The organism is Kitasatospora sp. NPDC088264, assembly GCF_040685715.1.
In the GTDB taxonomy this organism is placed as follows: Bacteria; Actinomycetota; Actinomycetes; order Streptomycetales; family Streptomycetaceae; genus Kitasatospora.
Genome location: NZ_JBFBIR010000024.1, coordinates 25,844 through 50,358 on the forward strand (window position 1 = coordinate 25,844; position 24,515 = coordinate 50,358).

The window sequence follows — 24,515 nt, forward strand, 5'->3', positions numbered from 1 at the left end:
CCTCGACCGGATTGCCGCCCGCCGCCCTCGACGGATTGCTGCCCGCTGCCCTCGACGGATTGCCGCCCGGCCGGCGACGGCGGGGGCCGCCCGCCGCGCTGCTCGCGGCGGGCGGCCCCCGGGTGCGCTCCCGGTGCCGGCGGTCAGCCCAGCAGCCGCGACCAGAACCGGGCCCAGCGTCCGCGCGGCTTCGCGGGGTCGGTCACCGGGGCCGCCCCGGCCGGCTCGGCGTGCGCCGGGTAGCCGGGGGCGTGGTGCCAGGACTGGTCGGCGGTGGCGACCCGGCCCTCGCGCATGATCCGGACGGTGTGTCCGCCACACCCCGGGCAGGTCGGCTTGAGCAGCGGGGACGGTACCCGGACACCGTTGGCGTGGTATTCGAACACGACGTGCCCGTCCTTGCCGGCGTGGTGCTCGATGTCGTACGCCTGCTCCCAGCCGTACCCGCATCGCAGGCAGGCGAAGGAGTAGGCCTCCCGCACGGTCTCGACGGGAGTGTGCGGCCGTCCGGCCAGGCCGGGGGCGCTCAGCGCGTTGCCACCGAGGGGGCTACCGATCATCTCGCTCATAGCCGTCTCCCAGCGCCCGCCGGGCGCTCGCCCGGCTGGGTCTTTCCATTCCAGGAAATGCCCTGACGGCCTCGGCCGATGCCCTGCTTGTGAAGAGTTGGACGCGGGTTGGGAACTCCTATACGAAAGGCCTGGATCGTTCCGGAAACCGCGACCGAACTTTCAGCTCCGTGGGCGTTTACCGGGGCCTTCCCTCAAAGGTACGACTCCCCCGGGGTCACGCAACCCCCCGGAATTCACCCCTCTTTCACGGCCCCGTTCCCGCCCCCTTCGCGGCCTCGTTCTTCGCCTCGTTCTTGGCCGCCACCACCGCGTCGAACACCTCCCGCTTCGGCAGCGCGAGCTCCGCCGCGACGGCCGCGATGGCCTCCTTGCGGCGCTCCCCGGCCTCCTCCCGGACGGCCACCAGCCGGGCCAGTTCGGCGGGGGTGAGCTCCTGCGGCGCCGCCGGCGGGGCGCCCGCGACGACGACGGTGATCTCGCCCCTGACGCCTTCGGCGGCCCAGGCCGCCAGGTCGCCGAGGGGTCCGCGTTTCACCTCCTCGTACGTCTTGGTGAGCTCGCGGCAGACGGCGGCGGGCCGATCGGCGCCGAACGCCTCGGCCATCGCGGCGAGCGCCTCGGCGATCCGGTGCGGCGCCTCGAAGAAGACCATGGTGCGCGGCTCGGCCGCGATCGAGGCGAGCTGCCGGGCCCGGTCACCGGTCTTGCGCGGCAGGAAACCCTCGAAGGTGAAGCGGTCGACGGGCAGGCCGGACAGCGCGAGCGCGGTGAGCACGGCGGACGGCCCCGGCACCGCGGTGACCTTGACGTCGGCCTCGACGGCGGCGGCGACCAGCCGGTAGCCGGGGTCGGAGACGGACGGCATGCCGGCGTCGGTGACCAGCAGCACCCGGGCGCCGCCGAGCAGTGCCTCGACCAGTTCGGGGGTGCGGCCGACCTCGTTGCCCTCGAAGTAGGAGACCACCCGCCCGGCCGGGGTCACCCCGAGCGCCTGGGTGAGCCGGCGCAGCCGCCGGGTGTCCTCGGCCGCGATCACGTCCGCCGTGGCCAGTTCGGTGAGCAGCCGGGGCGGGGCGTCCGAGACGTCGCCGATGGGGGTGCCTGCGAGAACGAGTACTCCTGTCACGGGCCCCATCCTTGCAGCTACCGCGGCCCGGGGGCTTTTGGTGACGATTCGGGCAGCTTCCGAGGGAGCGGTCACACGTGCGAGAAGCGCCCCTACGATGTGGCGGATGAACGGCGACACGGCGGCGCGCACGCCCACTGGTACAGACCACACCGCGCAGGATGGCGGCGACGTGGCCGGCCTGCCGTCCTCCGCCGTCCCGGCTCCGCGGCCCGCCGACCAGGCCGGGAGCCCCGCGCGGCCCGACCAACCCGACCAGTTCGACCGCCCGGACCAGCCCGACCAACCCGACCAGTTCGACCGCCCGGACCAGCCCGACCAACCCGGCCAACCCGACCAGCCCGGCAGCGCCGCGCGCAGCTGGCGCGAGCGGCTGGCCGGGTTCGGCTACGCCGGCCGCCCGGTGGCCCCGCTGGCCGAGCGCCTGGTCCCGCCGATGCCGGACGGCCCCGGGGTGACCCCGGCGGTGGTGCCTCCGTCGCCGCTGCTGCTGCGGCTGGGCGTGTCCGTGCCGCCGGCCGTGTGGTCGTGGCTGTGCCGCTGGTCCGGCTGGCTGGGCCCGATCGCGGTGGCGGTGTTCGCCGGGATCCTGCGCTTCACCAACCTCGGCCAGCCGCACGCGATCATCTTCGACGAGACGTACTACGCCAAGGACGCCTACGCGCTCTGGCACGGCGGCTACGAGATCAACTGGCCGGACGGCGCCAACGAGCAGATCATGACGCCCGGCGCGGCCGTCCCGTACCGCTCGGCGGCCTCCTACGTGGTCCATCCGCCGGTGGGCAAGTGGATCATCGGCGTCGGCGAGATGTTGTTCGGCATGAACCCCTTCGGTTGGCGGTTCGCGGTGGCCCTGCTCGGCACGCTGTCGGTGCTGATGGTGGCCAGGATCGCCCGCCGGCTGTTCCGCTCGACCCTGCTGGGCTGCGTGGCCGGCCTGCTGCTCTCGGTGGACGGCCTGCACCTGGTGCTCAGCCGCGCCGCGCTGCTGGACCTGGTGGTGATGTTCTGGATCCTCGCCGCCTTCGGTTTCCTGCTGCTGGACCGCGACCGCACCCGGGCCCGGCTGGCCGACCGGCTCGGCGGGGTGCCGGACGCGGTGCTGGCGCAGCGGGCGAACCTGGGCTGGCGCCCGTACCGGATCGCGGCCGGCGTCTGCGTCGGCCTGACCTGCGCCACCAAGTGGAGCGGCCTGTACGTGGCGGCGGCGTTCGGCGTGATGACGGTGCTGTGGGACGTCGGCGCCCGCCGCCTGGCCGGGGCCCCGCGCCCGTACCTGGCGACGCTCGCCCGGGACGTGGTGCCGGCCTTCGTGTCGGTCGTGGTGGTGTCGCTGGTCGTCTACGTCACGTCCTGGTGGGGCTGGTTCGCCAGCAGCAACGTGCCGGGCAAGGGCGGCTGGGGCCGGGACTGGGCGGTGGGCCGCTCGACCGACTACCCGTGGATACCCGAGGGGCTGCGCGCCCTGTGGCACTACCACTCGACGGTCTACGACTTCCACACCCACCTGAGCGACCCGCACACCTACCAGTCGAACCCGTGGTCCTGGCTGGTGCTGGGCCGGCCGGTCTCGTTCTTCTACGAGTCCCCCAAGCAGGGCCAGAGCGGCTGCACGGCCGCCGAGTGCGCCCGCGAGGTGCTGGGCATCGGCACCCCGCTGCTGTGGTGGGCGGCCGTGGTGGCGCTGGTGTACTGCCTGTGGCGCTGGGTGGCGCGGCGGGACTGGCGGGCGGGCGCGGTGCTGTGCGGCCTGGCCGCCGGCTACCTGCCGTGGTTCGCCTACCAGCAGCGGACGATCTTCCTCTTCTACGCGGTGGTGTTCGTCCCGTTCCTGGTGCTCGCGGTGACCATGCTGGTCGGTGCGCTGATCGGGCCTCCGGGGGCCTCCCGGGACCGCCGGATCATCGGTTCGGCGGCGGCCGGGCTGCTGGTGCTGCTGATCGTGTGGAACTTCCTCTTCTTCTTCCCGCTGTTCACCGGGCAGACGATTCCGATGGACGACTGGCGCCAGCGGATGTGGTTCAACAGCTGGATCTGATCGACACCGCTGTTCCCCGAATCATCCGTATGCGGTGCACGACACGTACCAGATCCGTCACAACTCGCGGGCATTTCGTCGGCGCACCGATCGGCGCTGCCTAGGGTGGGGGAACAACGTGTCCGGCCCCGGTCGGTCGCGCCCGTCCGGCAGACCCTTGGGGGAACAGCACCATGCGCAGAGGCGCGAAGATCGGCATCATCACCGGCGTCTCCGTCGCCGTGCTCGCGGGCGGTGGCTACGGGGCGTACAGCCTGATGGGCGGCTCGGACTCCGGATCGTCCTCGGCGAAGAAGCCCCGCACGGTGGTCGCCGAGCCGCCCTCGGCCGAGCAGGCGACCAACGGTGCGAAGGACTTCCTGGCGGCCTGGGCGGCCGGCGACCTGGACAAGGCCGCCGCGCTGACGGACGACCCGGCCGCGGCCACCACCGCGCTGACGGCGTTCCGCGACCAGGTCAAGCCGAGCGCGCTGACCCTGGCCCCGGCCGGCCCGGCCACCCCGCAGGCCTTCGCGTCGGCCACCGGCACCCCCGCGCCGGCCAAGCCCTCCGCCGGAGCCTCGGCCACGTCGTCGGCGGGCGCGACCCCCGGTGCCACCGACTCGCCGTCGGCCTCCGCCTCGGCCGGCCCCGCCGGTGTGCTGATGGGCTTCAAGGCGCGCGCCGAGTTCGCCGGCACCAACCGGGTCTGGGACTACAACGGCTTCCTGAACGTCGTGAAGATGAGCGACAACACCCCGGCCGTGCACTGGGCGCCGACGGTGATCCACCCGCACCTGTCCGGCAACGAGACGATCGCCACCCAGCAGGTCTTCGCCCCGCCGTCCACCGTGGTGGACCGCAACGGCAAGCCGCTGCAGGGCGCCTCGCTCACCCCGGCGCTGCTGTCCACCCTCCAGGACAACGCCCACAAGCTGCTGCCGCCGGACCCGAACAAGGACCAGGACGCGGGCAGCGCGGTGGTGATCAGCGACCCGGCCGGAAAGGGGGCCTCGGACAAGCTGTTCACCATCGTCGAGCCCAAGCCCGGCAAGCCGTTCAAGGTGACCATCGACAACACCATCCAGGCGGCGGCCGAGAAGGCGATGACGGACCTGGGCGGCAAGTCCGGGTCGATCGCCGCGATCGAGCCGAGCACCGGCCAGGTGCTGGCCTTCGCCAACGCGCCGGCCAGCGGTCAGAACCGGGCCTTCACCGGCCTGCTCGCGCCCGGCTCGACGATGAAGATCGTCACCTCGACGGCGCTGCTGGAGGCCGGGGTCAACCCGGACACCGTGGTGGCCTGCCCGGAGAAGAGCAGCAACCCGGTCGCGATCCCGAACGACTTCCCGGGCGCCTTCCCCAACAACACGCTCCAGCAGGACTTCATGGTGTCCTGCAACACGGCCTTCATTAACCAGGGCCTGACCAGCCTCAAGCCCGAGACGCTGTCCAGCACGGCCAAGGACGTGTTCGGCATCGGCCTGGAGTGGAAGACCGGTCTGCCGAACACCGACGGCAAGGTGCCGCCGACGCCGGGCAGCAAGGACGAGCAGGCCATGAACTACATCGGCCAGGGCAAGGTCCAGATGAACCCGCTGGCCATCGCCTCGATCACCGCGACCGTCCAGAGCGGCGCGTTCAAGCAGCCGATCCTGGTCGCCGGCCTGCCGCAGCAGGCGGCGGCCCGCCAGATCGCGCCGGACGTCGCGGGCAAGCTGCGCGCGATGATGAACGCCACCGCCACCGGCGGCACGGCCAAGGACGTGATGGCCGGGATCACCGACAATGCGGGTGCCAAGACCGGCTCCGCCGAGGTCGCCGGCGCGACCACCACCAACAGCTGGTTCACCGCCTTCCGCGGCAACATCGCGGTCGCCGCCGAGGTGCAGGGCGGCGGCCACGGCGTGGACGCGGCCGGCCCGGCCGTCGCCTCGCTGCTCAAGGCCGCGGGCCGCTAGAACAACCCGTCCGGACGGAGCCCGCTCAGCCCCGTGGCAGGGCGGGCTCCGGTCTGCCCGGCAGCCGGTGCGGCGGGATCGGGCGCCGGCTGCTCCAGCGCCGGGCCGCCAGCCGCGGCCAGATCACCAGGACCACCGGCAGGGCGAGGTAGCCGAACCGCCCGGCCGGGGCGAGCATGAACGCGATCGCCAGCCCGGCGGCCAGCAGGTCGGCGGCCGCGATCGCGGACACCGGCGGCCTGGCGAGCAGCCAGATGGCCACCCCGATCCCGCCCATGGTCATCAGCGCCAGCGAGACGGAGTGCCCGGTCGGCCCGAAGCCGGCCAGCACCTTGCCGGGCAGCGGGCTGCCGGCCGGCGTGCGGATGGCGGTGAGCCCGAGCGGGAAGCGCACCACCTGCTCGCGCAGTGCGTCCGCCCGGGTCAGCGCGGAGGGCAGGAGCACGGCCAGGCCGGCACCGAGCGCGATCAGCGTGGTCCGGGCGGCGGGTCGGCGGCCGTACAGCCGCCACAGCAGCAGGGCGGCGACCGGCAGCGCCGGCCAGGCCGTCCACTTGAGGGTGCAGGCGAGGGCGAGCACCAGGCCGGCGCCGACGGTGCGGTCCCGCTCGGCGAGCGCCATGGCGAGGCAGCAGAGGCCGATCAGCGGCAGGTCCACCCCGCCGACGACGAGGGCCAGCGAGATCAGCGGCGAGGCGGTGAGCACGGCGAGCGGCAGCAGCGGCGCGCGCTCGCGGGTGGGCCGCAGCAGCCGCCAGCTGGCCAGCAGGCAGACCACGAAGGCCAGCGCGAACCAGATCCGGGCGTCCCCGGCGACCTGGGCGAGGTCGGAGCCGTCGCCCAGCAGTTGGCGCGGCATCCCGAACAGGGTCATGGCCGGCAGGTACGGGTTGTAGTCGGTGACCACCACCGGGTGCGGCAGGTACGGGCTGCCGGTGGTGAGCAGCAGGTGGGCCGAGCGTTCGACCACCATCACCTCGGACTGGTGGCGGCCCTGCACGGCGAGCAGGGCGAGCGGCGCGAGGACGGCCCCGGCGAGCGCGACCACGGCGGCGGCGCGGGCCGCGTAGCGGCGCGGCAGGGTGACGCAGAGCAGCCCGGCCAGGACGTAGGCGGGGGCCGCGATGAAACCCCACATCCGCTGGTTGGGCAGGTCGGAGACGAGCGGGAAGGCGGCCGCCCAGCCGGCCGCGATCAGGCAGCCGAGCAGTTGGACGGTGCGCATCGAGGCGAGTCGGGCGGGATTCAGCCGATCGGGCGTGGGCGGGAACGTGCTCTCGCCACGCTGGCGGGGGAATGGCCGACTGGAGAAGCCGAGGGGCGGTCGTCCTGGTCCGGACGGCGCTCCGGCGGGGGTCGGCGGGGCCGGCGTTCTGCTGCGGCCGGTGAAGCGGCCGCGCGGGCGGGAGAAGCCGGGCGTGCGGGTGCTCACCATGGTGGAAGGTTATGGGTGGTGGCCGGGCCCTGTCGCCATGGCGTGGGGCACGTAGCGGGAGGTGGCATGAGGGGGGCCGCCGGGTGTCGTGGTCGGCGGCCCCCCATGTCCGGATTCGTCCGGCTCAGCTGTTGCGGTGGCCGGTGGAGCTGTCCGCCGTGGCGGCCTGCGCCTGCTGCTCCAGCTTGGAGTGCTTGATGCTGTAGCCGAAGTAGACGACCACGGCGACGGCGAGGGCGATCGCGCCGGCCCGGAAGGTGTCGGCGTGCAGGCCGGTGATCAGGTAGGCGCAGAAGGCGACGCTGAGCAGCGGGACGACCGGGTAGCCGGGGACCTTGAAGCCGCGCGGCAGGTCGGGCTGGGTGCGGCGCAGGATGATCACGCCGATCGAGACGACCGAGAAGGCGATGAGCGTCCCGAGGCTGGTGATGTCGGCCAGTTCCTTCAGCGGGACGAAGGCGGCCAGCGCGCCGACGCCGAGGCCCACCACGAGGGTGTTCCAGACCGGGGTGCCGGTGCGCGGGGAGAGTTCGGCGAAGCGCTTGGGCAGCATGCCGTCGCGGCCCATGGAGTACAGGATGCGGGTCTGGCCGTAGATCACCACGAGGGTGATGCTGAAGATCGAGAGGATCGCGCCGATCGCGAAGACGATCGAGGGCCAGGTCTGGCCGGTGATGTCCTGGAGGATCTGGGCGAGGCCGGCCTCCTGGCCCTGGAACTTCTGCCACGGCTGGGCGCCGATGCCGGCGAGGGCGACCAGGATGTAGAGCAGGGTCACCACGACCAGCGAGATGATGATCGCCAGCGGCAGGGTGCGGCGCGGGTTCTTGACCTCCTCACCGGCGGTGGACACGGCGTCCAGGCCGATGAAGGAGAAGAAGATGCTGGAGGCGGCGACCTGCACGCCGCCGATGCCGAGCGGCATGAACGGGGTCAGGTTGCCGGAGTGGAAGCCGGTGAGCGCGACGCCGACGAACAGCAGCAGGATCAGGATCTTGATCCCGACCATGGCCGCGTTGACCTTCACCGACTCGCTGACGCCGCGGATGAGCAGCACGCAGACCATCGCGACCAGCAGCAGCGCCGGCAGGTTGAACCAGTGGGTGTCGTTCGGCGCGCCGGACAACTGCTCCGGGATGGTGAAGCCGAAGGTCAGGTCGAAGAACTTGTTCAGGTACTCGGCCCAGCTCACCGCGATCGCGGAGGCGGAGACGCCGTACTCCATCAGCAGGCAGATGCCGACGCCGAACGCGACGCCCTCGCCGAGGGTGGCGTAGGCGTAGGAGTACGAGGATCCGGAGACCGGGATCGCGGAGGCCATCTCGGCGTAGCAGAGCGCGGTGAGTCCGGCGGTGACCGCGGCGAGCACGAAGGACAGGATGACGGCCGGGCCGGCCGAGGGCACCGCGCTGCTGAGCACGAAGAAGATGCCGGTGCCGATGGTGGCGCCGATGCCGATCGAGGACAGCTGCCAGAGGCCGATCGTGCGACGCAGGTGGATGCCGGAGCGTCCGCCCTCCTCGGGCGCACCGGCCGGGAGGCCGTCCCGGCCCTCGCTCTCGGCGATGAGGGACGAGACGGGCTTGCGTCGCAGCAGACGCGCACCGAGAGAGTTGCTGGTCACAGCTGCGGTCCTTCTGGGCGGGGGAGGGTGTCCTGGCGGCCGGTCACTCGACGCGTCATGGGGTGTCATCGGGGACCAACCGAACAAAGATGGGACAGTACCCCGCGAAAGCACCAGTGTCGCAAACGAACAGTCCGGATCGGCGCATTGTACGAATTGGCGCATGAGTCTATACAAACCGGACACTTCGCAGACGGCGGATTCGCCGTCCAGCAGCTAAGGCAGCAGTTCAGCGGCCCAGCACCGCCCGCATCACCGAGCGGGCGATCGGCGCGGCCAGCCCGCCGCCGGTGACGTCCGTGGCGTCACTGTCCGCGATCACCACGGCCACCGCCACCGGCGGCACCGCGTCCGAGCCGGCGGGCTTGGCCCAGGAGATGAACCAGGCGTACGGCGTCCCGCTGTTGTCCACCCCGTGCTGCGCGGTGCCGGTCTTGCCGCCGACCACCGCGCCGCCGATCCGGGCGTTGCCGCCGGTGCCGTTCTCCACCACGTCGGTCATCAGCTTCTGCACCTGCCCGGCCACCGCCGGGGTCATCGCCCGCCGGTACACGGCGGGTTTCATCAGCTGCACCGCGGTGCCGTCGCCCTTCGTCAGTCTGTCCACGAGCTGTGGACGCATCACCGTCCCGTCGTTGGCGATCCCGGCCGCGACCATCGCCATCACCAGCGGGGTCGCCGCGGTGTCGAACTGCCCGATCGAGGAGAGCGCCACCTGCGACTGGTTCATCGTGGTGTCGAAGTTGGACCGGGCCGGGCGCACCGGCATGTCCAGCCTGGCGTCGTTGAAGCCGAAGTTCTCGGCCATCGCCACCATCGGGTCCAGCCCGGTCCGCACCCCGAGGTAGCCCAGCACGCTGTTGCAGCTGTAGACCATCGCGGTGTCCAGCGACTGGCCGGGCCGGTCGCACGCCGAGGTGTCGTTGACCAGCGGCGTGGTCGTCCCGGGCAGCACGTACGGGTACGGCGCGTCGGTCGGCGCGTCGGGGTCGGTGACCACCCCGGCCGCGAGCGCGGCCGCCGCCGTGACCACCTTGAAGGTCGAGCCCGGCGGGTAGGTCTGGCGCAGCGCCCGGTTGAGCATCGGCTGGTCGGTGTCGGCCTGCAGCCGGTTCCAGGCGGCCTGGTCGGCCGCGGCGGAGCCGGCGAAGCTGCCCGGGTCGTAGGACGGCGTGCTGGCCAGGGCGAGGATCCGGCCGGTGGCCGGCTCGATCGCGGCCACCGCGCCCTTCTGGCTGCCGAGCCCGCGCACCGCGGCCTCCTGGGCGGCCCGGTTCAGGGTGGTGTAGACGTCCCCGCCGGGGTTCTGCCTGCGGGCGACGGCGTCCCAGACCGCCCAGCCGGCCAGTCTGCTGTCCGTCCCGGACAGCAGGTCGTCCTCGATCCCCTCCAGCTGGGTGTTGCCGTACGCCTGCGAGGCGAAGCCGGTGACGGCCGCGTACGTCGGACCGTCGGTGTAGGTGCGCTTGTAGTCGTACCGGCCGCCGGTGGGTTCGGAGCCGGTCACGGTGTCCGCGCCGACCCGGATGTCGCCGCGCGGCTGCGAGTACCGCTCGATGGTGAGCCGCTGGTTGGCGGCGTTGTGGTTGAGGTCCTTGGCCTGGAACACCTGCACCCGGGTGGCCTGGACGCACAGCGCCGCGACCAGCAGCAGGCAGAAGACGCCCGCGCGGCGCCCGGTGACGGAGATGCCCGGCAGGCCCTGCGGCCCGTTGCCCCGGGCGCGCGGACGGGAGCGGGTGCGCACCATCAGTCCTCCTCCGACACGGGCGCGGACACGGACACGGGCAGGACCGGGGCCGGGGCCGGGGCCGGCCGACGCGCGATGTCGCTCATCCGCACCAGCAACGCCACGATGATCCAGTTGGTGACCACCGAGGAGCCGCCCTGCGCGACGAACGGCAGCGTCATCCCGGTCAGCGGGATGAGGTCGAGCACCCCGCCGGCCACCACGAACACCTGGAGGCCGACGATCGCGGCCAGGCCGATCGCCAGCAGCCGCCCGAACGGGTCGCGCAGCGCGATGCCCGTCCGGAACCCCCGGGAGATCAGCAGCGCGTACAGCAGGAACACCGCGACGAGCCCGGTCAGGCCGAGTTCCTCGCCGATGGTGGCGAGGATGAAGTCCGACTTGGCGGCGAAGCCGATCAGCACCGAGTGCCCGTCGCCGAGCCCGGTGCCCAGTTCCCCGCCCCAGGCGAAGGCGAACAGCGACTGGGCGATCTGGTTGGCGCCCTTGCCCGCCGCGATCGAGCCCAGCGGGTCCAGCCAGTCCGTCACCCGGCTGTGCACGTGCGGCGAGAGCCAGCCCACCGTGACCGCCCCGACCGCCGCCAGGACCAGCCCGATCACGATCCACCCGGTGCGCGCGGTGGCCACGTACAGCATCACCACGAACAGGCCGAAGAACAGCAGCGAGGTGCCGAGGTCCGTCTCCAGCACCAGGACGCCGACGAACGCCGCCCAGATCAGCAGCACCGGCCCGAGCACCCGGCCGCGAGGCAGCTGCCAGCGCCAGACCCGGCGGCCGGTGAGCGCCAGCGCGTCCCGGTGCACCGCCAGGTAGGCGGCGAAGAAGACGGCCAGCAGGATCTTGGCGAACTCCCCCGGCTGGAAGGACAGCGGCCCGAGGACGATCCAGATCCGCGAGCCGTACACCGGCGGGAAGAAGATCGGCAGCACCAGCAGGACCAGCGCCACCAGCGCCCCGAGGTAGGCGTACCGCTGCAGCCGCCGGTGGTCGCGCACCAGCAGCACGACCGCGATGAACAGCGCCACCCCCAGGCTCGACCAGAGCAGCTGGGTGGAGGCCGCGCCGACGCCCGAGGTGGCGCGGTCGAGCCGGTAGATCACCACCAGGCCGATCCCGTTGAGCAGCACCGCGATCGGCAGCAGCAGCGGGTCCGCGTACCGGGCCCGCCGGCGGACCACGGCGTGCGCCAGCAGGGCGAGCACGCCGAGCGCGGCGCCGTACTCGGCCGCGTCGGCCGGCACCCTGCCGTCCAGGTTGACGCCGACCTCGACGTAGCCGAACACGGCGATCAGCACGGCGGCCAGGACCAGCAGCAGCTCGGTGGTGCGCCTGGTCGGCACCGGCCGGCTCGGCCGGGCTGCGGTTCTCGTCACGGCGGGGGGTGTCGCCACGGACCGTCCTGGGGGTCGCGGGGAGCCGGAGCGCTGTTCCGGGGGATGCCAATCGGAATGGACCGGCGGCACGAAGCCGGTTCACCCAGGTTCGTCACCCTAACGAGCACTATCCATATTTATCGGCTTTTTGCTGCGGTGTGTCCGCCCTTGGCATGAATCCTCCGCTCACTCGGGCCGCCGTCCGGCCAGCGCCGCCGCCCCGGCCGCCGCCGCGGCCAGCAGGACGGCGGCCGGCGGCAGTTCCGCCCACGGCACGGCGACCCGACCGGTGCGGGCCGCCGAGACCAGACCGCGGACCGCCGCGTTGGCCGGCGAGAGCGGCGCCACCAGCGCCAGCGCGGCCAACGCCAGCGCCACCGCGATGCCGTACTGCGGCCGCGCCAGCACCGGCCGGTTCGCCAGCGCCCCGGCCACCACCCCCAGCAGCACGCACACCACCGCGGCCGACGCCCCGGCCGCCAGCGCCGGTCCGACCGGCGGCTGCCGCTCCACCCCCGGGTTGGCCACCGTCCCGCTCAGCCACCACAGCGCCGCCACCTCGGCCGCCGCCAGCACCAGCCCGGCCGTCAGCGCCGCCAGCAGCGCGCCCAGGTGCACCCGCGGCGGCCCCGCCGCCGCGACCAGGCAGGCCCGCGAGGCCGACGGCTCCGCCCCGAGCGCGCTGCGCACGTACCAGGCGCTCACCGGCAGCAGCACGGCCGCGCCGTAGCCGAGGTCGCCCAGCAGCGGGTTGCCCGCCGACACGCCCACCACCAGCAGCAGCGCGTACGCCAGGAACGGCGGCAGCCAGGCGTGCGAGCGCACCAGCAGTTCCAGGTGGTACCGGGTCAGCGCCCCGAGCTGCCTCACCGCCGCCCCTCCCGCTGCCGCACCGCCAGCACCCGGACGGCCGGTCGGCCGAGCAGCAGCCGGCGCAGCAGCGCTTCCGTGTGCGCGGCCGGCACGGTCAGCCGCACGGCCGTGCCGGCCAGCGGGGTGAGCCGCGGCGCCCCGGGCAGCCGGGGCGGCAGCGGGGTGCCGTCCGGGACGTCCACCTCGACCTCCGTCTCCGGGCCGCCGTCCGGCACGGGCCCCGCCTCCTCGGCGGGCCGCAGACCGCCGTCCGCGCCGACCTGGTAGGCGGCGCTGGTCAGCCCGGCCAGCCGGGCCGGGTCGTGGTCGACGAACAGCACCGCCCCGCCGTCCGCCGCCCGCTCCGCGGCCGCCTCGTCCAGCACCGCCCTGGCGTCGGGGTCGAGCCCGGTCCAGGCCTCGTCCAGCAGCAGGACCGGGGCCTGCGCGAGCAGCGCCTGCGCGACCGCGACCTTCTGGCAGGTGCCCTTCGACAGCCGGCTCAGCGGGGTGCCCGCCCGGTCCGCGATGCCGAAGCGGTCCAGCCAGTCCCCCGCCCGCCGCCGCGCCCGCTCCGCCGACAGCCCGTGCACCCGGCCCACCCGCAGCAGGTACGAGGCGGCGTCGAACGGCAGCGCGGGCGGGAAGCGTTCGGGCACGTACGCGGCACCACCCGCGCGGGCCACCCGCCCGGCGGTCGGCCGCTCGATCCCGGCCGCCAGCCGGAGCAGCGTCGACTTGCCGCTCCCGTTCGCCCCGGCGATCCGCACCAACTCCCCCGGCCCGACGGCGAGATCGACCCCGCGCAGGACCCATCGCCCGCGCCGCCCGTACCGTTTTCCGACCCCCGTCAGCTCCACCGCGCCCCCATTCCCGCCCGGACTCGCACGAAACCCGCACGGAAGGCTATCCAGCCCGGGTAGGGCGGACGTAAGTCCGCGCAGCCCCGACCGCCTTTCCACGCGCCGGAGTTCACGCCGTGGCGGGGTGGCGCACGATCCGCTCTCGTTTGGCCATCGCGAACTGATGATCCCTAGGATCACCGGGTGACTACCGGACGACGACCAAAGACCAGGCTCGGCAGCCTGCTGGGCGCCCTGGCGATAACGGGCGCCTCGCTGCTCATCGGCCTGCCCGCCCACGCCGACGAACCATCAGCCGGAGCCGCCGCGCCCAAGGAGGCCCCCAGGGTCGACCTCGTCCTGGACGTCAGCGGCTCCATGAACGAGCGGGACATCCAGGGCAAGAGCCGGATCTCGGTGGCCCAGCAGTCCCTGAACGACGTGATCGACGCGCTGCCCGCGGAGACCGAGTTCGGCATCCGCACCCTGGGCGCGAACTACCCCGGCAACGACAAGACCCAGGGCTGCCAGGACACCAAGCAGCTGTACCCGGTCGGCAAGACCAACAAGGTCGAGGCCAAGACGGCCGTCGCCACCCTGCGGCCCACCGGCTGGACCCCGATCGGCCTGGCCCTGCGCGGCGCGGCCCAGGACCTCGGCAAGGGCGAGACCACCCGCCGGGTGGTGCTGATCACCGACGGCGAGGACACCTGCACCCCGCCGGACCCCTGCGACGTCGCCCGTGAACTCGCCTCCCAGGGCATCCACCTGGTCGTCGACACCCTCGGCCTGGCCCACGACGACAAGACCCGCCAGCAGCTGCTCTGCATCGCCAACGCGACCGGCGGCACCTACACCGACGTCCGCACCCAGGAGCAGCTCACCGACAAGGTGAAGCAGCTGGTCGACCGCTCCAACGACACCTACGCGGTGACCCCGGTGAAGACCTCCGGCGCCGACAAGTGCGAGAGCGCCCCGGTGCTCGCCCCGGGCGTGTACAGCGACCGCGAGAAGTTCTCCGAGCACCGCGTCTACAAGGTCCCGGTCAAGTCCGGCCAGGAGCTGCGCGCCTCGGTCAGCGTCGGTCTGGACCGCGCGGTGGCCCGGGACTACGGCGTCCTGCTGCAGGCCACCAGCGCGACCGGCCAGGAGCTGGTCCGCGGCACCGACGCCGGCAGCAGCCGCACCGACGTGATCTCCACCGGCCTGCGCTGGTCCACCAGCGACTCCAAGGGCTACATCACCACCGGCCCGACCTCCTCGTCGAGCGCCAAGCCGGAGACCACCGTCTGCCTGGTCGTCAGCAACTCGCTGGCCCCGCAGGCCGGCGTCCAGGCCGACCCCGGCCTGCCGCTGGAGCTGACCGTCGACCTGGCCACCGCCTCGTCCGCCCCCGAGGGCGCGGCGATGGGCCTGGGCCGCGGCTGGATCCTGCTGCTCACCCTCACCCTCGCCGGACTGCTGTTCGGCCTGGTGTTCGGCTGGATCGCCCGCTGGCGGATCTCTGTCTGGCGGGAGAACTGACCATGCGACCGACCACGCGCACGACCCTTCGCGGCGCCCTCGCCGCCCTCGCCCTGCTGCCCGCCCTCGCGCTGGCCGCCCCGACCGCCTCCGCCGCCTCCCCCTCGCCCTCGGCGAGCGCGAGCGGCGCCCCGGCCCCGGCCACCAAGGCCGGCACCTCCTTCCTGACCGCGACCAACCTCTCCCCCGGCCAGGACGCCAACGTCGCCGCCTCCACCGGTGACTACCTGTACTGGGCGTTCGGCGCCTCCGAGGGCCAGACCCCGACGATCGGCCTGACCGTCAACCTGGCCCCCGCGACCGACCGGCACGGCCCGCAGACCTGGTCCGCCGAGGTCTTCGACGGGCTCCGCCGCCGCCAGTCCTGCACCGCCGGCACCCAGAACGCCACCGGCGACCAGAACACCGGCACGCTCACGCTGAGCTGCACCCTGCGCGAGATCCGCTCCTGGGCCGAGCCGTGGTCCGGCGACCCGCTGCCCGGCACCTACTACGTGCGGCTCTCGGTCAGCGACGTCCCGCAGACCGACCTGGGCCTGGCCACCTCCGTCCAACTGCACGTCAGCGCGAAGGGCAACGCGGACAACGCCCAGCCGGAGGGCGGCGAGCTCAAGGCCCCGCTGGTCCCGCCGGCCGGCGGCGGCGCCAGCACCGCCAAGGCGGCCGCCCCGGTGGGGGCCGAGGAGCACTGGTACACCGGCTGGTTCTCCGGCTGGAACAGCCGCTGGTACTGGACCATCGGCGGCGGCGCCCTGGCCGCCCTGGCGGGCGTCCTGGGCTACAACCTGACCCGGCACCCACGCGGCTACCGCCCGCCCCGCTACGGCGCCGTCCCGCCGCAGTCCGGCGCCCCCCAGCCCGGCCCCTACGCCGGTTCCCAGCGCCCCTGACCCACCCCGCCCAACCCTGAGGGCCGGCCGGACTCCCCCGGCCGGCCCTCGGCCGTTCCCGCTCCGGTTCCCGCTCCCGCCCCCGTGCGCGACCGACCGGCGACCGGGACCGTCCGAGGGCCTCGCCGGCCGCCCGGGCGGCCGGCGAGCCGGGGCTCGGCCCGTGGGTGATGCTCGGCAAGACCTTCAAGGGGCTGACCGAGCGGACGCTCGCCTGGCAGACCGCCGAGTTGCTCGCCCGGGAGACCGGGCGGGACGCCCGGACGGTGCCGGTCCGGCCGGAACTGGTCGTCGAGGTCGCCTTCGACGGCCTCCAGCGCGGCCCCCGCTACCCCGCCGGGCTGGCCCTGCGGTTCACCCCGGGTGGTGCGCTACCGGCCGGACAAGAGCGCCGCCGAGGCCGACACGGTGGCCTCCGCACGGGAGTTGGCCACCGCCGAAGGCTCTTGTGAGGCCGTCCGCGCGGCCTGGTCCGCCGACCCGTCCGGCGAAGTACCGCCGGTTGAAACGCATTGCGCCGCAATGGGGGTTCACACACAGGGGCCGAGTCAGCCATTCTCGATCCGGCCACCGTACCCCTCCGTGAACGGACCAGCGACGGCTAGGTTGACCGTGACAACGAGAGGCGGCCGCCGGGCAGCCGGCGCCGCCCTGGCGAAAGGTGCCCGACATGCAGGTGAGCGTCGACCGGGACCGTTGCTGTAGCTCCGGCATGTGCGTGATGAACGCCCCCGCGGTCTTCGACCAGGACGACCGGGACAGTCTCGTGAGACTCCGTCAGACCGTCCTGCTGCCCGAGCAGTTCGACGACGTCAGACTCGCCTCCGAGCTCTGTCCGGGCCGGGCGATCACCGTCACCGGGGACGAGCCCGCGCGGACCGGGGCCTGACGGACCCCCGCCGCCGGCCCCGCAGGCCGCGCCGGGAACCTTCCCGGGCCCCGAACCCCACGAGAACACCCGCGACGTGAGGAGACCCCCGCCTTGACCACCGCATCCACCACCCCCGTCCTCCCGCTGCCGGCCCGGCACTCCGGTGGCTGCCCGTTCGGCCCGCCGCCCGCGTACTCCGAGGCCGCCGCCACCGGGCCGGTGACCAGAGCCGAGCTGCCCGACGGCGACCTCTGCTGGCTGGTCACCGGCTTCGCCGAGGTCCGCACCGTGCTGTCCGACCGCCGGTTCAGTGCCGACATCCGCCACCCGACCTTCCCGCTGCTGGTCGCCGGCGCTCGCGAGCTGATCACCGACAATCCGGACTTCCTGCGGCTGGACGACCCCGAGCACGCCCGCCAGCGCCGCATGATCACCGGGGAATTCCTGGTCAAGCGGGTGGAGGCGCTGCGCCCGGAGATCCAGCGGATTGTGGACGAGGCACTGGACCGGATGACCGCGGGCCGGACCACGGCCGACCTGGTCACCGACTTCGCGCTGCCGGTGCCCTCGCTGGTGATCTGCCTGCTGCTCGGCGTGCCGTACGAGGACCACGACCGCTTCCAGAACCTGAGCCGCACGATGCTCAGCCGGGAGAGCACCGTGGAGCAGCTCCGGGAGGCCCAGGAGGAGGTCCGGGACTACCTTCGCGACCTGACGGCCCGCAAGCGCGCACAACCGGAGGACGATGCCCTCAGCCGACTCGCGGCGCGGGACGACCTGACCCCGGACGACGTGGCCGGCATGGGCGTGCTGCTGCTGGTCGCCGGGCACGAGACGACCGCGAACATGATCTCGCTGTCGACCGCGCTGCTGCTGGAGCACCCCGAGCAGATCCCCGGCCTGGCCGACCCGGCCACCCTGCCGGGCGCGGTGGAGGAGCTGTTGCGGCTGCTGACCATCGTGCACACCGGCCTGCCCCGGGTGGCGCTGGAGGACGTGGAGCTGGGCGGCGTCACCGTCCGGGCCGGGGAGGGCGTGATGGCGATGCTCTCCACCGCCAACCGGGACGAGGCGGTGTTCGGCGGCGCCGGCCATCGGGCGACGGACGAGCTGGACCTGGACCGGGACGCCCGGCGGCACCTGGCGTTCGGCTTCGGCGTACACCAGTGCCTGGGCCAGCCGCTGGCCCGCGCCGAACTCCAGATCGCCCTGGAGACGCTGTTCCGCCGGCTGCCGGGGCTGCGGCTGACCGGCGAGCGCGAGTTCCGTACCGAGTCGTTCATCTACGGGATGCGGTCACTGCCCGTGGCCTGGTGAGCGGGGCCCAATGGAGAACTCTCGCTGGAGTACCAGGCAAAGCTGTCCGGGCGATCATGCGCGGAGCCAGATGACGAGAGCGGCTGCGGTGACGGTGCCGAGGTAGACGTATCCGCGCTTGTCGTATCGGGTTGCGACCGCTCGGGCGTGCTTGAGCTTGTTGATGGCCCGTTCGACGGTGTTGCGCTTCTTGTACCGCTTCTCGTCGAAGGCCGGTGGGCACCCGCCGCGTGAGCCTTTGCGCAGGCGGGCGGCCTGACCGTCCGCCTTCTCCGGGATCGTGTGCCGGATGCCGCGCCTGCGCAGGCAGGCGCGGCACGGGCCGCTGCTGTAGGCCTTGTCGGCGGCCACGCTGTCGGGCGTCTTCCGGGGCCTGCCCGGCCCTGTCCGCGGGACACGGATCTTCTCCAGTACCGGCGGACGCGTCGCCCAAGCGGTCCTGCTCGCCCTGATGGTCTTCATGATCGACCTGTTGACCATCCAGGACCGGCTCCGCACCAGCAGCCCCGGGCTGACAGCGGCGAACAGCATCGAGGACTACGACGGCCTCACGCCCGCCCCCGCAGACTTCAACGGCCTGCCCCCGCCGCACAGCTGACGAACAACTCGCAGACACCCCGAAGTGGCCTACCCCACAAAGCCGTTGGCCCGCCGCTCGACGGCGGCTTCCGCACGACCGCAACAGCTCAGCCGACCCCGAGAAAGCCCGCGCAGTCGCGTGATCTACGTCACGAAGCCCCATCGCCATCGCACGCCGCCTCGAACAGACCCGCCCAAAGCAGAAATCCCGCCCGACCGAATCGGTCGAGCGGGATCTCGTGACCACTCACGAATCAGACTCGTGAACAGTCGTTGGGTGGAGCTGAGGGGATTCGAACCCCTGACCCCCTCGATGCGAACGAGGTGCGCTACCGGACTGCGCCACAGCCCCAACGAGAAGAAACTCTAGCACCTTCCGGAGGGGGGCCGTGACCACCCCCGGCGATGCGGCGCTGGTCCGGGGGCCGGGGAGGTCACTCGTTGGCCGCGCGGGGGCGGGCCTCCGGGGCCGACGGTTCGGCGTACTGGTCGAACAGCGGGGTGTTGCGGGCGGACTCGGCGGGGCGGCCCGCGGTCCAGGTGCCGGGGGCCGTCAGGTCGAGACCGCGGGAGACCCGGGGGGCGACCGGCGCCGTGACGTACGTCGGCAGCGGGACGGGCACCGGCTCCCAGGAGTCCGGGCCGGCCGCGCCGCGCTCGCGCATGCCGTCGACCCACTCCTCGTGCTCGGTCGCCTCGGCCACCGCGGAGGCGGACGGCGCGGAGACGGCGGCCTCGCCGGGGTCGGCGGCCAGCCGCAGATGCGGGCGGCGCCCGGCCCGCCCCTCGGCGGCCGGGGCCTGGGCACGAACCGGGGCCTGGGCCCGGACGTGGGCCTGGGTGTGGACCTGGGTGTGAGCCTGGGTGTCAACGGCCTCGGCCGGGACGCTCCGGGCCGCGGCGCGCTGCTGCTCGCGCTTGCGCAGCCGCTCGGCCGCCTGGGCGGCCCGGGCGCGGTCGAGCTTCACCTCGTAGCGCTGGCGCTCCAGCTTGCGCAGGTGGCCGATGTACAGGGTGAGGAGGATCGCCGGGACGGCCGGGACCCAGAGGAAGGCCAGTCCGGCCACCGCCGCGACCACGGCGCCGAGCGCGAAGGCCAGGAAGAGGGCGGTGACCATCCGACGCCGGCGGGCCAGCAGCCGGGCCCGGCGCTGCGCCCCGCCGTGCGGCGCGGAGCCCGGACGCTCTCCCCGGGCGCCCCGCTCGGGCGAGGACGAGGATGCGGGCGAGGACGCGGACGCGGACGCGGGCACCGGCGCGGGCGGAGGCTCGACGGAGGGCGGGGACTCGGGCCCCACGGCGGGCGGCGCGGAGTCCGCCGCGGGGTCGCCGGAGGCGGCCCCGTCCCGTCCGGGAGGGCCGTCGCTGCTGTGCTCGTCGTCACGCGGTTCGTCGCCCAGGGCCCGGGCTGCCCGCCGCTCCAGCCCCGAACGCCCGGCCAGCAGGCGGATGGCGGTGCTGAAGCGCTCCGTCGGGCGCGCCTCGTTGAGTTCGTCCTGCCTGCGGAGCCACATCGGCACCAGATAGGCGGCCCAGGCCCCTACGATGACGGCGTAGATAAGGCCGCTACTGCTCACGATCCACACCGTACGGGCGCCGGGAAGGCCTGGCAGCAATTTGGCTCGGCGTGTCGTGTGATCAAGCTGATTCTCCGACTATTTTGCCGGTATTTGTGCCAGTCCGCCGTCGCGACGATGCCATATCGATATTTGTTTCGAACATATATTCAATTACTTGACTCGCGACCTGAACTGATCGACCGCCAGCGTTCCAGCATCCCCTCCGGCACCTCCTCGGCGGTCAGCGCGTACACCAGGTGGTCCTGCCAGGCGCCGTCGATGTGGAGATAGCGCGGGCGGATTCCCTCCGAGCGGAAGCCGAGCTTTTCCACCACCCGGCGGCTCGGGCCGTTCTCCGGGCGGATGCAGACCTCGATCCGGTGCAGGCCGAGGGTGCGGAAGCAGTGGTTGACGGAAAGCGCCACGGCCGTCGGCATGATGCCCCGGCCGGCCACCGCCTCGTCGATCCAGTACCCGACGTTCGCCGAGCACATCGAGCCCCAGGTGATGCCGCCCACGGTCAGCTGGCCGACCAGCTGGCCCTTGTAGAGCACGACGAAGGGCAGCATCCGCCCGGCCGAGCCCTCACCGCGCAGGAAGCGCACCATCTGCCGGAACGTCGGGCGCGGCCCGGCGGCCTGCCCGGCCGGACCGGGCGGGACGGTCGCCTCCCAGCGGCGCAGCCAGTCCCGGTTGCGGAGGCTGACCTCCTGCCACTCGCGCTGGTCGCGGGCCCGGATCGGGCGCAGCACGACCTCCCCCTCGTGGAGTTCTACCGGCCAACCGGCGTTCAGTGCGTTCTCCCGGAAGCTGGTGCGTCCGGCCGGGGGTGGTCCCCGCCGCCGAGCTGGTCGATGGCGTGGACGAGCAGCGGTTCGAGGACGGCCAGGCCGTCCTTGACGCCGCCGGTCGAGCCCGGCAGGTTGACGATCAGGGTACGTCCGGCGAGCCCGGCCAGCCCGCGGGAGAGCGCCGAGGTCGGCACCTTCTCCCGGCCGTACGCGCGGATGGACTCGGCGATGCCGGGGACCTGCCGGTCGATCACCCGGGCGGTCATCTCCGGGGTGAGGTCCGTCGGCGAGATGCCGGTACCGCCGGTGGTGAGCACGACGTCGTAGCCGGCCGCGACGGCCTCGCGCAGGACGGCCTCCACCGGCTCGCCGTCCGGGACGACCCGGGGGCCGTCGGCGGTGAAGCCCATCGCGGTCAGGCCGGCCACCAGCAGCGGGCCGCCCCTGTCCTCGTAGACGCCGGCCGAGGCCCGGTTGGACACGGTGACCGCAAGGGCCCTCATCCGTCCGGACCCCTCGGTGGTGAGCTCGCTCCGCCCGTTCACTCGCCCGCCTCCGGCGCGAACCAGTCGCCGCTCTTGCCGCCGGTCTTGCTGAGCACCCGGACGGACTCGATGGCAGCGCCCTTGTCCACGGCCTTGACCATGTCGATGACGGTGAGGCCGGCCACCGCGACGGCGGTCAGCGCCTCCATCTCGACGCCGGTGCGGTCGGCGGTCCTCACGGTGGCGGTGATCTCGACGGCGTCGTCCGCGACCGTGAGGTCCACCGTGACGCCGGAGACGGCGATGGGGTGGCAGAGCGGGATCAGGTCGGGGGTCTTCTTGGCGCCCATGATCCCGGCGATCCGGGCCACCGCGAGGGCGTCGCCCTTGGGCACGCCCTCGCCGCGCAGCAGCTCGACCACCTTCGGGGAGACCCGGACCCGGCCGGCCGCGACGGCGGTGCGCGCGGTGGTGGCCTTCTCGGAGACGTCGACCATCCGGGCCGCGCCCTGGTCGTCGACATGGGTGAGGCGGTCGCCGGGGGGAGGTGTCGTCACGGGTGGCTCCAGGGGCACGCAGGTCGAATACCGCGCTACCGTACAGCTCCCCCGCCACACCCCGTGGGAGGGGCCTGGTCCGCGAGACATGTCCTAGGAACCGAGCAGGACCACGTCGACCTCGCTGCCGGCGGGCAGGGCGGTGACGGCCTCGGGGACGGTGATCAGGCAGTTCGCCCGGGCCAGGGCGCCCACCAGGTGCGACTCGGCGCCGCCCACCGGCTCGACGGTGCCGTCCGCCGCCGAGTAGCGGCCGCGCAGGAACTGCCGGCGGCCGGCCGGGGAGCGCAGCGCCGCCGGGCAGAGCGCGCGGACCACCGGGCGGTGGACGTCGGCGGCGCCGAGCATGGTGCGGATGACCGGGCGGACGAACAGCTCGAAGGAGATGTAGGCGCTGACCGGGTTGCCGGGCAGGGCGAGCAGCGGCACGCCGGCCGGGCCGCCGATCCGGCCGAAGCCCTGCGGCTTGCCGGGCTGCATCCGCAGCCTGCGGAAGTCGACGCCGCCGTAGGACTCGAAGACCTCCTTGACCACGTCGTACGCGCCGACGCTGACCCCGCCGCTGGTGACGATCAGGTCCGCCCGGCCGAGCTGGTCCTCCAGGACGGCGCGCAGCCGGTCGGCCTGGTCCGGGACGGCGCCGACCCGGTAGGCGATGGCGCCGGCGTCCTGGGCGGCCGCGGTGAGGGTGAAGCTGTTGGAGTCGGAGATCTGCCCGGGGCCGACCGGCTCGCCGGGCTGGACCAGCTCGCTGCCGGTGGACAGCACTACGACCCGGGGGCGCGGGCGGACCCTGACGGTGGCGCGGCCGATCGCGGCGAGCAGGCCGAGCTGGGTGGGGCCGAGCCGGGTGCCGGCCCCCAGGACCTTGGTGCCGGCCGCGACGTCGCTGCCGCGGTGGCGGATGTGGGCGCCCTCGGCGACCGGGCGCAGGACGCGGACCTCCTCGTCCTCGACGGGCGCGGTCATCGCGTCGGCGGGCACCCCGGTGCCGGTGCCGCCGTCGGTCCACTCGACCGGGGCGACGGCCTGGGCGCCGGGCGGGACGGGGGCGCCGGTCATGATCCGGGCGGCCTGGCCGGGCCCGACCCGGGGCAGTTCGCCCGCGCCGGCCGCGATGTCGCCGACGACGGCGAGCACCGAGGGGTACGGGTCGGTGGCGCCGGCGGTGTCGGCGGTGCGCACGGCGTAGCCGTCCATCGAGCTGTTGTCGAAGGGCGGCAGGTCACCGTCGGCGAGGACGTCCTCGTCGAGCCGGCAGCCCTGGGCGTCGAGCAGTTGCAGCTCGATGGCGGGCAGCGGGCCGACCGCGGCCAGGACGTCGGAGAGGTGTTCGTCCACCGTCCAGAGGCGGGGGGCCGCCGGTGCCGGGTCCGTGGTTCCGTCGCAGCAGGCTGCGGCGGATCCGGTGGTGTGTTGGGTGGACCCGGTCATCGGCGGCTCGCTCTCTGTCGTCGTGTCAGTCCTGCAGCTCGGAGGCGACGAACTCGCGCAGCCAGGAGCGGAACTCCGGGCCGAGGTCCTCGCGCTCGGAGGCCAGTCGGACGATAGCGCGCAGGTAGTCCGCGCGGTCGCCGGTGTCGTAGCGGCGGCCCTTGAAGAGCACGCCGTGGACCTGGCCGCCGGCCTCCGGCTCGCGGGTGGTCAGCTCGCGCAGGGCGTCGGTGAGCTGGATCTCGCCGCCGCGGCCGGGCGGGGTCTCCCGCAGCACGTCGAAGACCAGCGGGTCGAGGACGTAGCGGCCGATGACGGCGTAGTTCGAGGGGGCCTCGTTCGTCTCGGGCTTCTCGACCAGGTCGGTCACCTGGAAGACGTCCTCGCCGAAGCCGTTCGCCTTGACGGCGGCGCAGCCGTAGAGGTGGATCTGGGAGGGGTCGACCTCCATGAGGGCGACGACCGAGCCGCCGAGCTCCTGCTGGACCTCGATCATGCGGGCGAGCAGCGGGTCGCGCGGGTCGATCAGGTCGTCGCCGAGGAGGACGGCGAAGGGCTGGCCTGCCACGTGCTGCTCGGCGACCGAGACGGCGTGGCCGAGGCCCTTCGGGTCGCCCTGGCGGACGTAGTGCATGTTGGCCAGCTCGACGGATTCGCGGACCCGGCGCAGGCGGTCCTCGTCGCCCTTGCGGGCGAGCAGCTCCTCCAGCTCGTAGGCGCGGTCGAAGTGGTCCTCCAGGGCCCGCTTGTTACGGCCGGTGACCATCAGTATGTCGGACAGCCCCGCGGAGGAGGCCTCCTCGACGACGTACTGGATGGCCGGCTTGTCGACGACGGGCAGCATCTCCTTCGGAGTGGCCTTGGTTGCCGGGAGGAAGCGGGTGCCCAGTCCGGCCGCGGGTACCACGGCCTTGGTTACCGGGATTCGGGAGTTGGTCGTCGTCATGCGTTTA

21 protein-coding genes, 1 tRNA gene and 2 pseudogenes are annotated in these 24,515 nt (G+C 73.4%); 8 read left to right on the forward strand and 16 right to left on the reverse strand.

What is annotated here, in order from left to right:
* Positions 1 to 143 precede the first annotated feature (143 nt).
* Together AB0O82_RS20080 and rsmI are read right to left on the reverse strand one after the other, a co-directional pair.
* Positions 144 to 569 carry a hypothetical protein gene (locus tag AB0O82_RS20080; RefSeq protein WP_363585339.1) on the reverse strand — a complete coding sequence of 142 codons (426 nt, stop codon included), beginning with the start codon at positions 567 to 569 and terminating at the stop codon, positions 144 to 146.
* Positions 570 to 816: 247 nt separating this feature from the next.
* Positions 817 to 1,707 carry a 16S rRNA (cytidine(1402)-2'-O)-methyltransferase gene (gene rsmI, locus AB0O82_RS20085; RefSeq protein WP_363585340.1) on the reverse strand — a complete coding sequence of 297 codons (891 nt, stop codon included), beginning with the start codon at positions 1,705 to 1,707 and terminating at the stop codon, positions 817 to 819.
* Positions 1,708 to 1,804: 97 nt separating this feature from the next.
* Between rsmI and AB0O82_RS20090 the strand changes: the two genes are divergently transcribed.
* Together AB0O82_RS20090 and AB0O82_RS20095 are read left to right on the forward strand one after the other, a co-directional pair.
* Positions 1,805 to 3,736, forward strand: coding sequence for a phospholipid carrier-dependent glycosyltransferase (locus tag AB0O82_RS20090; protein WP_363585341.1), 1,932 nt, complete (start codon positions 1,805 to 1,807; stop codon positions 3,734 to 3,736).
* Positions 3,737 to 3,909: 173 nt separating this feature from the next.
* Positions 3,910 to 5,676, forward strand: a complete 1,767-nt coding sequence (locus tag AB0O82_RS20095; protein WP_363585342.1) for a penicillin-binding transpeptidase domain-containing protein — start codon at positions 3,910 to 3,912, stop codon at positions 5,674 to 5,676.
* A 25-nt stretch (positions 5,677 to 5,701) separates the two neighbouring features.
* On the opposite strand, the gene AB0O82_RS20100 is transcribed toward AB0O82_RS20095, so the two are convergent.
* From AB0O82_RS20100 to AB0O82_RS20125, 6 genes are all read right to left on the reverse strand, one after another.
* Complete coding sequence (locus AB0O82_RS20100; protein WP_363585343.1) at positions 5,702 to 6,901, reverse strand: glycosyltransferase 87 family protein; 1,200 nt, start codon at positions 6,899 to 6,901, stop codon at positions 5,702 to 5,704.
* 334 nt (positions 6,902 to 7,235) lie between these two features.
* A complete protein-coding gene (locus AB0O82_RS20105; protein ID WP_363585344.1) occupies positions 7,236 to 8,735 on the reverse strand; it encodes an amino acid permease in 1,500 nt (499 codons plus the stop codon).
* A 229-nt stretch (positions 8,736 to 8,964) separates the two neighbouring features.
* Positions 8,965 to 10,485, reverse strand: coding sequence for a penicillin-binding transpeptidase domain-containing protein (locus AB0O82_RS20110; RefSeq protein WP_363585345.1), 1,521 nt, complete (start codon positions 10,483 to 10,485; stop codon positions 8,965 to 8,967).
* On the reverse strand, positions 10,485 to 11,861 hold the full coding sequence (locus tag AB0O82_RS20115; protein ID WP_363585346.1) for an FtsW/RodA/SpoVE family cell cycle protein: 1,377 nt from the start codon (positions 11,859 to 11,861) through the stop codon (positions 10,485 to 10,487). Before AB0O82_RS20115 ends, AB0O82_RS20110 begins: the two co-directional genes overlap by 1 nt.
* 186 nt (positions 11,862 to 12,047) lie before the next feature.
* Positions 12,048 to 12,731, reverse strand: a complete 684-nt coding sequence (locus AB0O82_RS20120) for an ABC transporter (protein ID WP_363585347.1) — start codon at positions 12,729 to 12,731, stop codon at positions 12,048 to 12,050.
* Positions 12,728 to 13,573, reverse strand: a complete 846-nt coding sequence (locus AB0O82_RS20125) for an ATP-binding cassette domain-containing protein (RefSeq protein ID WP_363585348.1) — start codon at positions 13,571 to 13,573, stop codon at positions 12,728 to 12,730. Before AB0O82_RS20125 ends, AB0O82_RS20120 begins: the two co-directional genes overlap by 4 nt.
* A 258-nt stretch (positions 13,574 to 13,831) precedes the next feature.
* Between AB0O82_RS20125 and AB0O82_RS20130 the strand changes: the two genes are divergently transcribed.
* The 5 genes and pseudogenes from AB0O82_RS20130 to AB0O82_RS20150 all read left to right on the forward strand — a co-directional run bounded on the left by AB0O82_RS20130 (position 13,832) and on the right by AB0O82_RS20150 (position 18,157).
* Positions 13,832 to 15,079 carry a VWA domain-containing protein gene (locus tag AB0O82_RS20130; RefSeq protein ID WP_350877784.1) on the forward strand — a complete coding sequence of 416 codons (1,248 nt, stop codon included), beginning with the start codon at positions 13,832 to 13,834 and terminating at the stop codon, positions 15,077 to 15,079.
* Between the two features lie 2 nt (positions 15,080 to 15,081).
* Positions 15,082 to 15,969, forward strand: a complete 888-nt coding sequence (locus AB0O82_RS20135; protein WP_363585349.1) for a peptidase — start codon at positions 15,082 to 15,084, stop codon at positions 15,967 to 15,969.
* Between the two features lie 158 nt (positions 15,970 to 16,127).
* A pseudogene (locus AB0O82_RS20140) lies at positions 16,128 to 16,380 on the forward strand (ATP-dependent DNA ligase); the annotation flags it as partial.
* A 259-nt stretch (positions 16,381 to 16,639) separates the two neighbouring features.
* A complete protein-coding gene (locus AB0O82_RS20145) occupies positions 16,640 to 16,858 on the forward strand; it encodes a ferredoxin (RefSeq protein WP_359896573.1) in 219 nt (72 codons plus the stop codon).
* Positions 16,859 to 16,951: 93 nt separating this feature from the next.
* On the forward strand, positions 16,952 to 18,157 hold the full coding sequence (locus AB0O82_RS20150) for a cytochrome P450 (protein WP_363585350.1): 1,206 nt from the start codon (positions 16,952 to 16,954) through the stop codon (positions 18,155 to 18,157).
* Positions 18,158 to 18,211: 54 nt separating this feature from the next.
* Here AB0O82_RS20150 and AB0O82_RS20155 read toward each other — a convergent pair.
* Positions 18,212 to 18,574 (reverse strand): annotated as a pseudogene (locus AB0O82_RS20155) (transposase); the annotation flags it as partial.
* Between AB0O82_RS20155 and AB0O82_RS20160 the strand changes: the two are divergent.
* Positions 18,495 to 18,755: a hypothetical protein gene (locus AB0O82_RS20160; protein WP_363585410.1), complete on the forward strand. Its 261-nt coding sequence runs from the start codon at positions 18,495 to 18,497 to the stop codon at positions 18,753 to 18,755. The pseudogene AB0O82_RS20155 and the gene AB0O82_RS20160 overlap by 80 nt on opposite strands.
* Positions 18,756 to 19,014: 259 nt before the next feature.
* On the opposite strand, the gene AB0O82_RS20165 is transcribed toward AB0O82_RS20160, so the two are convergent.
* The 7 genes from AB0O82_RS20165 to galU form a co-directional block, all read right to left on the reverse strand.
* Positions 19,015 to 19,088: transfer RNA gene (locus tag AB0O82_RS20165), tRNA-Ala, on the reverse strand.
* Positions 19,089 to 19,170: 82 nt separating this feature from the next.
* Positions 19,171 to 20,313, reverse strand: coding sequence for a gephyrin-like molybdotransferase receptor GlpR (gene glpR, locus AB0O82_RS20170; RefSeq protein ID WP_363585351.1), 1,143 nt, complete (start codon positions 20,311 to 20,313; stop codon positions 19,171 to 19,173).
* 149 nt (positions 20,314 to 20,462) lie between these two features.
* On the reverse strand, positions 20,463 to 21,089 hold the full coding sequence (locus AB0O82_RS20175; protein WP_363585406.1) for a GNAT family protein: 627 nt from the start codon (positions 21,087 to 21,089) through the stop codon (positions 20,463 to 20,465).
* Positions 21,086 to 21,589, reverse strand: a complete 504-nt coding sequence (locus AB0O82_RS20180) for a MogA/MoaB family molybdenum cofactor biosynthesis protein (protein WP_363585352.1) — start codon at positions 21,587 to 21,589, stop codon at positions 21,086 to 21,088. Before AB0O82_RS20180 ends, AB0O82_RS20175 begins: the two co-directional genes overlap by 4 nt.
* 38 nt (positions 21,590 to 21,627) lie before the next feature.
* Complete coding sequence (gene moaC / locus AB0O82_RS20185; RefSeq protein ID WP_363585407.1) at positions 21,628 to 22,068, reverse strand: cyclic pyranopterin monophosphate synthase MoaC; 441 nt, start codon at positions 22,066 to 22,068, stop codon at positions 21,628 to 21,630.
* Positions 22,069 to 22,221: 153 nt separating this feature from the next.
* Positions 22,222 to 23,562, reverse strand: a complete 1,341-nt coding sequence (gene glp / locus AB0O82_RS20190) for a gephyrin-like molybdotransferase Glp (protein WP_363585353.1) — start codon at positions 23,560 to 23,562, stop codon at positions 22,222 to 22,224.
* A gap of 25 nt (positions 23,563 to 23,587) precedes the next feature.
* Positions 23,588 to 24,508: a UTP--glucose-1-phosphate uridylyltransferase GalU gene (galU, locus tag AB0O82_RS20195; protein ID WP_363585354.1), complete on the reverse strand. Its 921-nt coding sequence runs from the start codon at positions 24,506 to 24,508 to the stop codon at positions 23,588 to 23,590.
* Positions 24,509 to 24,515: the final 7 nt, after the last annotated feature.